Origin of the sequence: Amphibacillus sp. MSJ-3 (genome assembly GCF_018919165.1) — a bacterium.
Lineage (GTDB): Bacteria > Bacillota > Bacilli > Bacillales > Amphibacillaceae > Amphibacillus.
The window spans coordinates 46928-61429 of record NZ_JAHLQM010000010.1; the positions used below are offsets into that span (position 1 = coordinate 46928).

Consider the following 14502-nt stretch of genomic DNA (forward strand, 5'->3'; position numbering starts at 1 on the left):
GTGAAAAGAAATGATATATGATGCAGGTCATTATGACGTTATTGTCATTGGTTCTGGGCATGCTGGTGTTGAAGCGGCAAATGCAGCAGTAAAGCGTGGTGCCAAAACATTAATGTTGACCCTAAATTTAGATATGATCGCCTTTATGCCATGTAACCCATCAATTGGAGGACCTGCAAAGGGGGTTGTCGTTCGAGAAATTGATGCACTCGGAGGGTTAATGGGTAAAGTTATCGATAAAACCTATATTCAGATGCGAATGTTAAACACAAGAAAAGGACCAGCAGTGAGAGCCTTGCGTGCACAAGCAGATAAGCCCTTATATGTTCAAGAAATGAAACACCAACTAGAGTTATTGGACAATTTAACGATTCGCCAAGCAATGGTTGAAAAGTTAATCGTAGAAGACGGCGTATGTAAGGGTGTTATCACCGAGACAAAGGCGGCTTATTATGCGAAGTCGGTCATTATTACAACAGGAACTTTTATGCGTGGTCGTGTGATTTTAGGGGATATCTCTTATCAAAGTGGTCCAAATAACCAACGCCCATCGGTTAAACTATCGGAGAATCTAGAGGAATTAGGCTTTAAGCTTGTTCGCTTTAAAACAGGGACACCACCAAGGGTTAATTCAAGATCAATTGATTATTCAAAAACGGAAATTCAACCAGGTGATGCCCATCCGAGCCATTTTTCTTATGAAACAATAGACAAGTGTATTGAACAAATACCTTGTTGGTTAACTTATACAAATGAACAGACTCATCAATTAATTGATGAAAATTTAAATCTATCCCCAATGTATTCCGGTATGATCAAGGGAACTGGCCCTAGATACTGTCCATCAATTGAGGATAAAGTCGTTCGTTTCCATGATAAGCCACGTCACCAAATCTTTTTAGAACCAGAAGGGCGGGGGACAGAAGAAGTATATGTTCAAGGTCTGTCTACTTCACTTCCTGAATTTATTCAAGAAAAAATGGTTCGCTCGATTGAAGGTTTAGAAAATGCTGAAATTATGCGATCTGGTTATGCTATTGAATATGATGCAGTCGTCCCAAATCAATTATGGCCAACTCTAGAAGTAAAAAATATCAGTGGTTTATTTACAGCAGGCCAAATTAATGGGACATCCGGATATGAGGAAGCTGCTGGTCAAGGACTGATGGCGGGAATTAATGCTGCTGCTCATGCTCTAGAACTTGATACCTTAGTCTTAGATCGGTCTCAAGCCTATATAGGTGTTCTAATTGATGATTTAGTGACAAAAGGAACAAGTGAGCCTTATCGATTATTAACATCCCGTGCAGAGTATCGCTTGTTACTTCGTCATGATAATGCAGATTTAAGACTAACCGAAATCGGTCATCAAATCGGCTTAATCAGTGAAGCGCGTTATCAAACTTTCCAAGAAAAACTTGCTCTGATTAAAAATGAGCAGGAGCGACTAAGAAAAGCAACCATTAAACCAACGGAAGCTTTAAATGAGGCACTAACAAAAGCAGGTGGCAGTCAGCTTAAAGAACCGATCAAAGCACTAGACTTCATGAAAAGACCAGAAGTCGATTATCCATTCATTCATCAGTTTATTCCAGCGCCAATTGACTTACCTGCTGATGTTATTGAGCAAATTGAAATACAAGCTAAATACCAAGGTTATATTGAAAAGTCAATGCAACAAGTAGAACGAATGAAGAAGATGGAAGCGAAGGCCATCCCTGAAAATATTGACTATGATGCAATCACAGGGATAGCAACGGAGGCTAAGCAAAGATTAAAGAAAGTTCAACCTTTATCAGTGGGCCAAGCCTCCCGAATATCAGGGGTAAATCCTGCAGATATTTCTATTTTGCTTGTTTATATTGAACATGGTCAAATTGCAAGAATAAAAGAGTAAAGCCCTTCAGCTTTTAGTGAAAGTTTTATTCCACCTTGCTAATAGGATTTGAAATAAAAACCCAAGAATATGCGTGTTGCAATATTCTTGGGTTTTTTTGTAGTTTATTTTGTTGCTAGTTTTTACTGGTTGTACAAGCAAAATAATGATCAGACTTTTTTTCTTTTCATAAAGAAAAAGATGATTCCGGTTAAGGAGAGGATTACTCCTGTTAACAAATACTGAAAGATAGGTGTCGCTGTTCCAGGTAGTTTTTGCCCACTACTTGTTAGGGGTTCTTGTTTTTTTGCTTCCTGGTCAAAGCCCTTATCCTTATCTAAGGAATCTGTTTGCTTATCAGGATTTTCCTGATTATTAGGTTTGTCAGAATCTCCTACGTTTTCAGTTTCCGCAGGTTCTTTTGGTGTATCAGGGTTTTCAGGATTCTCAGGAGCTTCGGTGTCTTCAGAACCTGAATCAGAACCTTCAATTGGGCTGATCTCTGCAAGTACCCGATCCTTTTCGTAAGTCATCCTTACCTTGTAATCATCAGCTGTCACTTGGTCGAATTCACCATTTACTGTATTAGCGGTGATTAAAGTCAAATTTGTTGGCTTGTCTATTTGATAATTAGAAAGATCTAAAGCTAGATTTCCACCATCAAGGTATACCAGTCCATCTACATTTAGTTGACTTCCATCATGATTCATTGCAATCGCCAGGTTTCCGGCATCCATTGTTAGGTCTCCTTTTACATCCAAGGTGTCATCTACATTAACTAAAACTGTCCCTTCTTCTATATAGAGATCACCTTGCCCAAAGGAAGTCGGGGAGGTAGCTTCTAAGGTTCCTTCTTTCAGTAGTGTACCTCCTGAATAGCTGTTATTCCCAGTCAATGTTAGTGTACCTGTCCCTTCTTTGGTAAGCATACCACTGCCACTAATATCGTTTCTCCACCAATCATGGGCATTAAATCTTCCTTTTGAAGCATCCATTTTAACTGTTACATTACTTAGAAATGCACCATAACCATCAGATGCTGTTACCAAATCAAGCCTTCCCCAACCATTTGATTCATCTAATAAAGGGTAACCTGATTCAATCTCTGTAGTATATAATACTTCTCTACGCTGTTTATCTGTCAAATAAGGCTGGCGAGTTTCTAATAAAACTTCTGCCCCTTTAGGTACTATCGGATCTAAACCTTTTGTACCATTTTGCGGTAAACCATATGTTAGCTTTTCACGGTAAAACGCTTTATTTGCATCATGATCTTCCCATTTTTCTTCATCATAGGCACTTTCAAACGTATATTCTTCTGTTATGGTATGTGCATATTCATATAAACTCATATTTTGTGATTTTGCTAATTCACCAAATACCTTTTCAGTATTTTTATAAGCTTTATCCAAGACCACTTTATTTTCTGAAAGGTTATATGCATAGGCAGTCATTGCTGTAGCTTGAATTCTTGCTCCTATAACATCAAGTGGGGAATGCATGCCAGTCACTATTCTATTTTCCCCCATTTGGGCTGCTCTTGTTAAAAATTCAGCATATCTTTCCGGCGTAGCGTATGCAAAACCGAATGTTGTCAAATAGGCTGCACTTGTGTGCCCACTTGGAAAAGCACCATCCTTGCCTCTTCCGTCTTCTGCAATCCTTTTTACATATTCTAATGCAGGAATAACTTCTACATTTGTATCATATTGCTGATAATGTCTTTCACCTGTTTCTTTTTTACCACCAGAAGCTAATTCTTCTGCAGTACTTTCACCACTCCCAATAGTTGCCCAAATAGGTAAGCCGTTTGAATCAACAATTTCTTTTACTTCTCCATCTGAATCCATTCTATAGGGCCTTGGAGAAGAGAAAAAGTATTTAGAAGGATTTGATGATGAAGGATTTCTAAATCTAATTAAATGAACCAAATCCATCGCATCTGATAGCTCAGATTCTTCCCATTGTCCCATCCCTTGACCTTCATCTTCGACAGTCGCTTCTTCTAATAGGGTATTCATTTCATCCTTCGTTCTAATGACACTTGTGATTGGCTTAACGCGATCAACATAAGTGTTAGCTAAAGGTCCAAAAGCCTCCATCATACTATAGATTTTATCTCTTTGATCATCATAATAAGCTGCTAATGCTTCTTCATCTGTTCGATTTTTAGTCACTTCTTCTACATATTTTATATTCGCTCTCCAGGTTTCTGCATTTCTAATTTCTTCATTTGCATATGTTTTCTTATCGGCTACTATTTTAGTCTGATCATTTTTATATCCATCAAAATAAACGGTAGGTCCATCACCATATTTAGCTAGAGCACCATTTATACCTGGAGTAATTAATGCAGTTCCGTCCCTCCAGGTTGGTTGATTCATCGACCAGATTTGATCAAAACCGTCTAATATTTTTATAAAAGGGTTTGTATCAGCTATATTCATTAAGGTAGGGTCATTAGCATTCCCACCATTATCCACCACCGGTAAAGGATATTCAACTTCGGGAGCATCTGTATTTAACTCATCAGTGGTTCCTTGTGGTTTTGAGGGTTTTGTAACCTCTTGGCTAGCGGCCTGAATAGAAGGACCTGATAATGATAGAAGTTGCGATGCAAAAAGGAATAGAATTAATATTTTTTTTGTGAGTTTCATACTTTTTTCTCCATTTCCCTTATATATTTTTAAATCACTAAACCAAACACTTACTATTCTAAAGATGGTATGTTAAGCGAGTATAAGGTATTTGTAAAAGTCATGTGAATTTTACTAGGACTGGACGAAAGTAAGATGATTGCTTGGGGCTCTATCCCTAACCTTATCGCAGTGTTACTGTCAGTGGCCTCCCATTTCAAGCATTCGAAGGAAAGTAAGAATTGTGAGAGGGAGATCAACTGACAGTGAGGCCCGGTTGGTTCAAGGGTCCCCTTGTGGGAGTTACAAATTTTTTTGATAGGACGAGTAACCGCAGTCCCAGTCCCAGTCCCAGTCCCAGTCTGTGGGGGATAGGGGTAGGTAGACTATATCTACCACACCCTTTAGGACCAAATCCCATTGATTGAAGTTTCACTTTTTAATTGTGTTGCCATGATTTGTCTTAAGGTGTAATTAGCAGATAAAACGGGATGAACTAAATAAATCAAATATGAATGGATAGACAAATTAGAGTTAAACTTGTACTATATTGAACAAGGGCAAATTGCAATAGAGATTTAATTTTTACGGTAAAATATGTATGAATGAAAGGAAATCGATATGAAGCTTGAATACTTTATTGAGAAACTTAGCGATCATGGGATAGCGCTATCTGAACAACAAATTAATCAGTTTGACATTTATTATCAAACATTAATTGAATGGAATAAAAAAATGAATCTAACAGCTATTACAGAGCGGGATGAGGTTTATTTAAAACACTTTTATGACTCAATAACGGCAAGCTTTTATTTAGATTTGACAAAACCACTAACGATTTGTGATGTTGGAGCTGGGGCTGGTTTTCCTAGTATTCCATTGAAAATCTGTTTTCCTCATTTAAAGGTGACAATCGTTGATTCATTAAAAAAACGCATTACCTTTTTAAATCATTTAGCAAGTGAATTAGGATTAACGGATGTCACTTTTTATCATGATCGGGCAGAATTATTTGCACGAAATAAAAACTACCGCCAACAATTTGATCTTGTCACAGCAAGAGCAGTAGCTAAAATGTCTGTTTTAACGGAATTATGCCTCCCGTTAGTCAAATTAAATGGTAAATTTATTGCACTGAAAGGGCCCAATGCTGAAACGGAATTGAATGAGGCAGATCGGGCAATTAAATTATTAGGTGGTCAATTGGAAAATTTATTTACGATAAATCTGCCGGATGATCAGGGGGAGCGGAATATAATTATTGTAAATAAAACTAAACCAACACCAAAGACTTACCCAAGAAAACCAGGGACACCAAATAAATCACCAATAGTTTAGTTATTTAACCCACTCTGAATCTACTCGGAGTGGTTTTAGGCTTTTAGAAAAACAATTTCGATTCATTTATCTTGGGGGAATTTTCTTCTTATGATATAATAAGAACATACATTCGGTTTAATCAAGAAAAGGAATTTCACTGGTGTATGATCAAGAGTATCTTTGCTTGATTTCTATCAGATAAGTCTTATCGCTTAGTAAAACGTCGATAATTTTTGTTAATCCTTTATGATATTAAAGGAATTTATGATAGAATAATAGAAGTATATCAATATGAATAAATATTCCCTTAATAAACGGAAACGTGTTTAGCTGAATGTTTCACGTGAAACATTCAACTTCTATTTATAAGTTTAATAGGGAAATTGAAAAAGGGTGGTGTTTATTATATTACCTCCATTTAGTCGGATATTTGGTATTAGTGATAAAGAGGAAGCGGCTGAAGCAGAAGTGTATAGTCAAGATGAAGTTGTACAAATTTCTCTTAATGAAATTACACCTAATCGATATCAACCTCGTACAATATTTAATCAAGAGAAAATTGAGGAATTGGCCCAGACTATACATACCCACGGAATGATTCAACCAATTGTTGTAAGGGAAATCGATAATGGTGAGCAAAAGTATGAAATTATCGCAGGAGAACGTCGATTTCGTGCAGTGACAAGCTTAGGCTGGGAAACAGTGCCTGCCATTGTAAGACAGATGAATGATAAAGAAACTGCATCTGTTGCACTGATAGAGAATTTACAGCGTGAAGAACTTACAGTGATTGAAGAGGCAAAGGCATATGAAAAATTATTAAATATTCATGAACTCACTCAAGAGGCCTTAGCCCAAAGGTTAGGGAAAAGTCAGTCAACAATTGCAAATAAACTTAGATTATTAAAGTTACCAGACACCGTTCAAACAGCTATTTTAAATAAATCGATAACAGAAAGACATGCGCGAGCATTAATTGTTTTAAAAGATGAAGAGAAGCAAACAGCACTATTAAATGAAATTATAGATAAACATTTGAATGTTAAACAAACTGAAGCAAGAATAGAGAAGATTTTATCCGTTGAGCCTAAAAAGAAAAAGCCGAAGCTCAAAGGTTTTAATAAAGATATCCGAATTGCAATGAATACGATTAAACAATCCCTTCATATGGTAGCTGATACCGGTGTTGATTTGGAAACAAAAGAAGAAGATCTAGATGATTATTATCAAATTACAATTAAAATAGCCAAAAATAAAAAGAAATAAGAGTTGAACCTATCTTTTTTTGTTAAGATAGGTTTTTATTTTCAGTTAATAGATGATTTTGCTTAGCTAATCGTTTAATTCTACTATTATCATAGATTTACATTTTATTACGATGTTTATTTGATAAAAAAGTGATAGAATAGAAAAAGAAGAGTTTTAAGTTAGGTAGGTGACAAGATGGGAAAAGTAATCGCCGTAGCAAATCAAAAGGGCGGTGTAGGGAAGACGACATCAGCAGTTAACTTGAGTGCAGGATTAGCTCATTTTGGTTATAAGACATTACTAGTTGATATCGATCCACAGGGTAACGCAACAAGTGGGATTGGTATTAATAAAGCAGATATCGACCGGTGTATTTATAATGTACTTGTTGAAGATTTAACAACAGAGGATGTATCCGTAGCAACAGATATTCCTAATTTGGATGTTATACCAGCTACCATTCAATTGGCTGGAGCAGAAATTGAATTAGTGCCAACGATTTCAAGAGAAGTTCGTCTGAAAAAGGCATTAGAACCTTCAATTGATCATTACGACTATATCATTATTGACTGTCCACCATCACTAGGACTTCTAACGCTTAATTCATTAACCGCAGCAGATAGCGTTATTATCCCTGTTCAATGTGAATACTATGCGTTGGAAGGTTTAAGCCAACTGTTAAATACGGTTAGACTTGTACAAAAACATCTCAATAAGCAATTAAAGATTGAAGGTGTCTTACTGACAATGCTTGATGCAAGAACTAATTTAGGCTTACAAGTTATTGAGGAAGTCAAAAAGTACTTTCAAGATAAAGTTTATAAATCGATCATTCCAAGAAATGTTCGATTAGGGGAAGCACCTAGTTATGGTCAGCCAATCATTACTTATGATTCTAAATCAAAAGGTGCAGAAGTCTATCTTGAGTTAGCAAAGGAAGTGATTGCCAATGGCGAGAGGGTTAGGTAAGGGGATTAATGCTTTTTTCCCTGAATTAGTTGAAGAGGAAGAGGATTTAGATCAAGTAATTGAATTAGATATAGCTAGTTGCCGTCCAAATCCGTATCAACCCCGAAAGTCTTTTCAAGTTGAAGCAATTGAAGAATTAAAAAACTCTATTTTAGAATATGGTATTATTCAACCTTTACTTGTCAGACAATCAATTAAAGGCTATGAAATTATAGCAGGTGAACGTCGGTTTCGTGCTGCTAAAGAGGCTGGATTAGAAACAATTCCTGTTATTGTTAAGGAATTAGATGATCAAAAGATGATGGAAATAGCCCTTTTAGAGAACTTACAAAGGGAAAATTTAACGCCAATTGAAGAGGCGCAAGCTTACGTTAATTTGATGAAATCATATGATTTAACTCAAGAGGATTTATCAAAACGACTTGGAAAGAGTAGACCCCATATCGCTAATCAAGTCCGCCTGTTACAGTTACCAGAACAAGTGACAGCAATGATTAATAATGGAGAATTATCAATGGGCCACGGCCGAGCACTGTTGGGTCTAAAAGATAAAAATAAGCTAGCAAGCGTTATTCGAAAAATTACCCAGGAAAAATTAAATGTTAGACAAGTTGAGACACTTGTTCAGCAATTAAATGATAACAAACCTAAAAAGGCAAAAAGCAAAGAAAAGAAAGATATTTTTATAACAGAATACGAAAATAAATTGCGTGATCATTTAGGCACAAGTGTTAAAATTCACAAAGGTAAGAAAAAAGGTAAAATTGAAATTGACTTCTTTAACAATGAAGATCTTAATCGAATTCTGGAAATACTTCAAAAATAGGTACTTAATATTTGAGAGAGTTAATGGAAGATTAGATTGCTGGACTATGTCTTAACCAATTATAATGTTGGCTAGGGCATAGTCCAATTTATTTCTAGCATACTGACTGTCAGCTAACCACTGAGAAAAAAGTTCATTTAATGATTGTTTCACGTGAAACAATCATCAACCATTAGAACAAAACGCCTCTAATTCTTTAACTTATAAAAGAAACCCGAAAAAAATAGGAAAGATTAAAATTGTGAATGGGGGCTTAGGGTTGGAAAGTCTAGTAGGATTAGTAAGTATATCGTTACAGAATGGGTGATAGTGTCCGCCTTGATCAAGAAAATGACAAATATAAATCGCTGATTAACGGATTGTAAGATTCGGTCTCTGTCACACAAGGAAAAGCCAGAAGGATAAGTGAGAGATCAAGGATTAGAAAAAATTGATATCTCAATCTAAGGCTGACTGTGGGATGAAGGTATATTTTTAAAAAGAAAATAAACCTTCAATTATTGTGATGCTGTTTCCTCTTTAAAATAGAGATATTCTGAGTAAAGTAAAGCACGTGAAATGATCTCTGCTTGTTGAATAACAAGATGGAGTCTTGTATTTTGTAAGGTTAAAAAATCTACAGGGGAAGTTGCATTCACAATCCCCGTTAAGTGGAAGTGTCCAACCTCTGGCAGATCCTTTTTAAGTGCTAACCCTGGTTTTAGGGCACCGATACTTGCATTGATATATCCAATGGAACTTGCTTTACCTAAACACGCATCAATTCCAATTACAAATGCATCAGGATGACGTTGATCAATTTGTTTTAGTTGTTTTTTTAAATTGAGGGCATGAATGGGACTCTGAAGTGTACCATAAACGATGTAGTTAGATTGCTTCCTTTTGGTTAGAAGGGAACCTGTAATCGGTCCTAAAGCATCGCCAGTTGACCGGTCAGAACCGATACAAACAATGACAAAGTCTGTTGGTTGTTTAGGCAACCATTGATAAATAAATTCTCCTATTTTTTGATGAACAAATTGATCTGTATAACACAAGCTCAATTTCGTTGGACGAGATTGGGCTTGATTAGATAATTTCATAGTTTGCATACCTCCATCATATTTTTATTAGTATACGACTTATAATTCGTTTCTATACGTAAAAGATGGAGGCAGACTAATGAAAAAGAGTATACAATGGAGTTTTCTAATTGTAAGTGCTGTAATCGGAGCAGGCTATGCTTCCGGTCGAGAAATATGGCTTTTTTTTGGTCCAAACAGTGGACTAGCTATTGTCTTGTTTACAATCTTGTTTGCTATCAGCAACTATAGTGTTCTGTCAATCAGCTTTCGATATCAAACAAGTCATTATACACCAGTCTTGCAATCTTTGGCTGGTAAAAAAGCTTATCATCTCTATGATTTTATGATGATCGTCTACTTAGTATTTACGACAATGATTATGATTGCAGGCAGTGGGGTGACTTTTCAAGCTTATCGGCTGCCGGAGTGGATCGGGATTCTATTCATCGTTTTTATGCTTATTTGGGCATTTAGCCATAAGCTTGATCAAGTGATAAATATCAATACAGTGATTATTCCGGTTTTGCTCATTGCATTGTTTATTTTATTAGGTGTTTTTCTAAAAAAACAACCTTTAATTTTACAAGATGAAATGATAAAACCAAGATATTTAAAAGCAGTAGCCTTTACTTCTGTCAATATTTTACCGATTATTTCAGTAATAGGGGCAGTCGGTAAAAAAATTAATTCAAAAACTGAAATTGTATTAACAAGTATAATTAGTGCACTTATACTTGGCTTGTTATCTTTTGTTTACAATTATAGCTTGTCAATGATAGCAACAGAGATTGATAAATTTGAAATGCCGATTTATGCTATCTTAATTAAGTTTCCAAGTTTGATCTTATTAGGATTTTCACTTATCCTCTGGATTGCCATCTACACAACGGCAATTGCCTCCATGCTTGGCCTAATCTCACGTTTTCAATCAAAAAGTCATTTAAGTCAACTTCAATTAGCGATTCTAATCCTTCTTATGATCACACCATTTTCATTTGGGGGATTCCAATTTCTAGTGGAATTAATTTATCCGCTTTATGGAGTATTCAACTTGTATTTATTAATTAAATTATTGATTTATCCATTTCGAGAATTATTAATAAAAAAATGATAAAATATGTGTAGCGATGGTGACAATAAGAGAGGGGCATCAATAAATGAAAAAAGATTATAAACTTAATGACTATGTAGAAATGAAGAAACCACATCCCTGCGGTGAAAACAGATGGAAAATCATCCGAATGGGCATGGATATTCGGATTAAATGTCAAGGTTGTGACCACAGTGTTTTAATCCCCCGTCGGAAATTTGAAAAAAATTTAAAGAAAGTTGTTCAATCGGCGGAGCAGGTCGATTAGTAGCTGTCAAAGAATCTTACTGACAAATAAAAGCGAAAAAGTTTCACGTGGAACAATTTAAAAGATTTGTAGGGAATAATGACCTGTATTTAAAATTAGCTTGTCTAAAAGGCAATTATATAGGGAGTTAAACGAGTAAAAACCAAGTATGATTAACTTGAGTTTTAACTCAACGAAAACTATAATGGTAAAGAAGTAACGTTCATTTGAGCGGGGATATCATTAAGGAGTGGAATATTGAATGTCATTGACAGCAGGAATTGTTGGCCTACCGAATGTCGGGAAATCGACATTATTTAATGCAATTACACAAGCAGGTGCCGAGTCAGCAAACTATCCATTTTGTACAATTGATCCAAACGTTGGGATTGTAGAGGTACCAGACCACCGTTTGAATAAATTAACTGAATTAGTTAAACCAAAGAAAACAGTACCAACTGCATTTGAATTTACTGACATAGCAGGAATTGTTAAAGGTGCGAGTAAAGGAGAAGGGCTAGGGAACCAATTTCTTTCCCATATTCGCCAGGTAGATGCGATATGTCACGTTGTTCGTTGTTTCCAGGATGATAATATTACGCACGTATCCGGGAAAGTAGACCCAATTTCAGATATTGAAACAATAAATCTTGAGTTAATCTTAGCTGACCTCGAAACAATTTCAAAACGAATCGACCGTGTTGAAAAACTAGCTCGGCAAAAAGATAAGCAAGCCATTTTTGAATTTGAAATTTTATCAAAATTAAGTGATGCTTTTGAAAATGGAAAACCAGCACGGTCTCTAGACTTTACTGAAGAACAAATCAAATACGTTAAAGGTTTACACTTGCTTACACAAAAACCAGTTTTATATGTAGCAAATGTAGCTGAAGATGAAATACTTGATATTGATAATCATTCAAATGTTCAAAAAGTAAAAGCATTCGCAAGTCTAGAGAAGGCAGAAGTTGTCGTAATCAGTGCAAAGGTTGAATCCGAAATTGCTGAACTAGACGGTGAAGAAAAAGCGATGTTTTTAGAAGAGTTGGGAATACCAGAGTCAGGATTAGATCAATTGATTAGGGCGACCTATCATCTATTAGGTTTAGCAACCTATTTTACCGCTGGTGAACAAGAAGTAAGAGCTTGGACATTTAAAAAAGGAATAAAGGCCCCCCAAGCAGCAGGGATTATTCATACGGATTTCGAACGAGGATTTATCCGTGCAGAAGTCGTTTCCTATGAGGATTTACTGGATGCAGGATCAATGACAGTTGCACGAGAACGAGGCCGAGTTCGACTTGAAGGAAAGGATTATCTTGTGAAAGATGGGGATGTCGTTCATTTCCGCTTTAATGTCTAGATACAAGCTTAGCTAGATGATAATTTTTTTTGAAAAATACTTTCATTGCTTGCTAAATTAAACTAAATTTGATATAATCAGTGCTTGTGAGTAATGAAAATTATTATTCCTTGTTCTTTGATTGATCAAAGGACCGCTAAGACCAAAAGGAGGTGTATACGGATGAGAAATTATGAAATTATGTACATCATCCGCCCAAACATTGAAGATGAGGCTAGAACAAGTGTTGTAGAACGTTTTAACTCAATTCTTACGAATAATGGTGCGGAGATTACTAAAGTTGATGAAAAAGGCAAGAAACGTCTTGCATATGAAATCAATGATTTTCGCGATGGCTACTATGTTGTCGTTAATTTCAAAGGTGATGAGCAAGCGGTTAATGAATTCAACCGTTTAGCAAAATTCTCTGATGATATTATTCGTCATATGGCAATTCGTGAAGACGACCAATAATAGGGAGGGGTTCTCATGTTAAATCGTGTCGTATTAGTCGGCAGATTAACGAAGGATCCAGACTTACGCTATACTGCAAGTGGGGTTGCAGTAGCCAACTTTACTGTAGCTGTAAATAGACCTTTTTCTAATCAGCAAGGGGATCGCGAAGCCGATTTTATTAATTGTGTTATTTGGCGTAAACCTGCTGAAAATTTAGCCAATTATATGGGCAAAGGAAGTCTTGTTGGTGTTGATGGACGTATTCAAACAAGATCTTATGATGGTCAAGATGGCAAACGAGTCTATGTTACAGAAGTAGTAGCAGATTCTGTTCAGTTTTTAGAGAGTAAGAATAGTAACAGAGGTGCTTCAGTTGGTGGTGGACAAGGGTCTGGAAGTTATCAATCTGAGCAACACCAGAACCAACAGCATATGCCAAGTCAAAATGAAGCAAATCAACAAAATAATATAAATGATAATTTAGAACCGATAGATATATCAGATGATGATTTACCATTTTAGTTAGTAAAGGAGTGTTTTAAATGGCACCTCGTCGCGGTGGACGATCAAGACGTCGTAAAGTATGCTATTTCACAGCAAATGGCATTACACACATCGATTATAAAGACGTTGATCTACTTAGAAAGTTCATTTCAGAACGTGGTAAAATTCTTCCACGTCGTGTAACAGGAACTTCAGCAAAATATCAACGTAAATTAACAAAAGCAATTAAACGCGCACGTCATATGGCATTATTACCATATACAGCTGAATAATTTTTTAATTTAAATAAGAGCCTATTTTTCTGTATACTGACAAGACTTGTCTAGTAGAGGGAAAATAGGCTTTTTTATCGTAGTGCAGCTGCCAGTAAAACTTCCATTTCAAGTATTCAAAGGAAACAAAGACTTGTAAGTGGGAGATTAACTGATAGTGGAAACCTAATTGGCTCAACTAATACTCAGCAGTAGTTAAAACAAATGTCCATTAAATTAAAAGCCCCTAATTATAGTTTTTTAAAAAAGTGTTGACATTTTATTTAAACATGCTAATATATAATAAAAATTCTAAATTGTTAGACAATAATCAAAAAACAATGATGAAGACATGTTTGTTAATGCAGAAATCGAAGAGAGCTGGTGGGTGCTGCAAACCAGTATTTCGATTAACAAATTCCACTTTTGAGTTTTTAAGCCGAACAATCTTTTAGTAAGCTTAAACGTCCATGTACGTTACACATTCGACCAATAAGAGCTGATTGAATAAAATTAGCTGAATTAGGGTGGCACCGCGAACAAGATAAGCTAACTTTTCGCCCCTTACGATTTCAACGTAGAGGGCGAAAAGTTTTTTTAATTTTTTAAGAAGGGAGTGAATCCATACTCACTGTATCGTCTGCAAGATAAATTTCAAATAATAATAACAATA

General features: G+C 35.8%; 13 protein-coding genes and 1 other annotated feature. Of the genes, 11 read left to right on the forward strand and 2 right to left on the reverse strand.

Going from position 1 to position 14502, the window contains the following annotated elements:
- Window positions 1–10 precede the first annotated feature (10 nt).
- The gene (mnmG, locus tag KQI76_RS04650) at window positions 11–1897 is read left to right on the forward strand and encodes a tRNA uridine-5-carboxymethylaminomethyl(34) synthesis enzyme MnmG (protein WP_216399149.1); all 1887 of its coding nucleotides are present in this window, start codon (window positions 11–13) and stop codon (window positions 1895–1897) included.
- Between the two features lie 149 nt (window positions 1898–2046).
- Here the strand turns inward: mnmG and KQI76_RS11950 are convergent, their stop codons facing one another.
- A complete protein-coding gene (locus tag KQI76_RS11950; protein WP_216399150.1) occupies window positions 2047–4533 on the reverse strand; it encodes a phosphatase PAP2 family protein in 2487 nt (828 codons plus the stop codon).
- Between the two features lie 600 nt (window positions 4534–5133).
- On the opposite strand from KQI76_RS11950, the gene rsmG reads away from it, so the two are divergent.
- The 4 genes from rsmG to KQI76_RS04675 all read left to right on the forward strand — a co-directional run bounded on the left by rsmG (window position 5134) and on the right by KQI76_RS04675 (window position 8875).
- Window positions 5134–5850: a 16S rRNA (guanine(527)-N(7))-methyltransferase RsmG gene (rsmG, locus tag KQI76_RS04660; RefSeq protein ID WP_216399151.1), complete on the forward strand. Its 717-nt coding sequence runs from the start codon at window positions 5134–5136 to the stop codon at window positions 5848–5850.
- 387 nt (window positions 5851–6237) lie between these two features.
- Window positions 6238–7098: a nucleoid occlusion protein gene (gene noc, locus KQI76_RS04665; RefSeq protein ID WP_216399173.1), complete on the forward strand. Its 861-nt coding sequence runs from the start codon at window positions 6238–6240 to the stop codon at window positions 7096–7098.
- A 177-nt stretch (window positions 7099–7275) separates the two neighbouring features.
- Window positions 7276–8049: a ParA family protein gene (locus KQI76_RS04670; RefSeq protein ID WP_216399152.1), complete on the forward strand. Its 774-nt coding sequence runs from the start codon at window positions 7276–7278 to the stop codon at window positions 8047–8049.
- Window positions 8030–8875: a ParB/RepB/Spo0J family partition protein gene (locus tag KQI76_RS04675; RefSeq protein ID WP_216399153.1), complete on the forward strand. Its 846-nt coding sequence runs from the start codon at window positions 8030–8032 to the stop codon at window positions 8873–8875. Before KQI76_RS04670 ends, KQI76_RS04675 begins: the two co-directional genes overlap by 20 nt.
- A 497-nt stretch (window positions 8876–9372) precedes the next feature.
- Here KQI76_RS04675 and yyaC read toward each other — a convergent pair whose 3' ends face one another.
- The gene (gene yyaC, locus KQI76_RS04680) at window positions 9373–9957 is read right to left on the reverse strand and encodes a spore protease YyaC (protein ID WP_216399154.1); all 585 of its coding nucleotides are present in this window, start codon (window positions 9955–9957) and stop codon (window positions 9373–9375) included.
- Window positions 9958–10036: 79 nt separating this feature from the next.
- On the opposite strand from yyaC, the gene KQI76_RS04685 reads away from it, so the two are divergent.
- From KQI76_RS04685 to rpsR, 6 genes are all read left to right on the forward strand, one after another.
- Window positions 10037–11050: a hypothetical protein gene (locus tag KQI76_RS04685; protein ID WP_216399155.1), complete on the forward strand. Its 1014-nt coding sequence runs from the start codon at window positions 10037–10039 to the stop codon at window positions 11048–11050.
- 46 nt (window positions 11051–11096) lie between these two features.
- Window positions 11097–11297 (forward strand): DUF951 domain-containing protein, encoded by a 201-nt coding sequence (locus tag KQI76_RS04690; protein WP_216399156.1) that lies wholly within the window; start codon window positions 11097–11099, stop codon window positions 11295–11297.
- Window positions 11298–11538: 241 nt separating this feature from the next.
- The gene (gene ychF / locus KQI76_RS04695; protein ID WP_216399157.1) at window positions 11539–12639 is read left to right on the forward strand and encodes a redox-regulated ATPase YchF; all 1101 of its coding nucleotides are present in this window, start codon (window positions 11539–11541) and stop codon (window positions 12637–12639) included.
- A 162-nt stretch (window positions 12640–12801) separates the two neighbouring features.
- A complete protein-coding gene (gene rpsF / locus KQI76_RS04700) occupies window positions 12802–13092 on the forward strand; it encodes a 30S ribosomal protein S6 (RefSeq protein ID WP_216399158.1) in 291 nt (96 codons plus the stop codon).
- 15 nt (window positions 13093–13107) lie between these two features.
- Window positions 13108–13596 carry a single-stranded DNA-binding protein gene (gene ssb, locus KQI76_RS04705; RefSeq protein WP_216399159.1) on the forward strand — a complete coding sequence of 163 codons (489 nt, stop codon included), beginning with the start codon at window positions 13108–13110 and terminating at the stop codon, window positions 13594–13596.
- 20 nt (window positions 13597–13616) lie between these two features.
- Window positions 13617–13850 (forward strand): 30S ribosomal protein S18, encoded by a 234-nt coding sequence (gene rpsR, locus KQI76_RS04710; RefSeq protein WP_216399160.1) that lies wholly within the window; start codon window positions 13617–13619, stop codon window positions 13848–13850.
- 311 nt (window positions 13851–14161) lie between these two features.
- Window positions 14162–14397, forward strand: a binding site (T-box leader).
- Window positions 14398–14502: the final 105 nt, after the last annotated feature.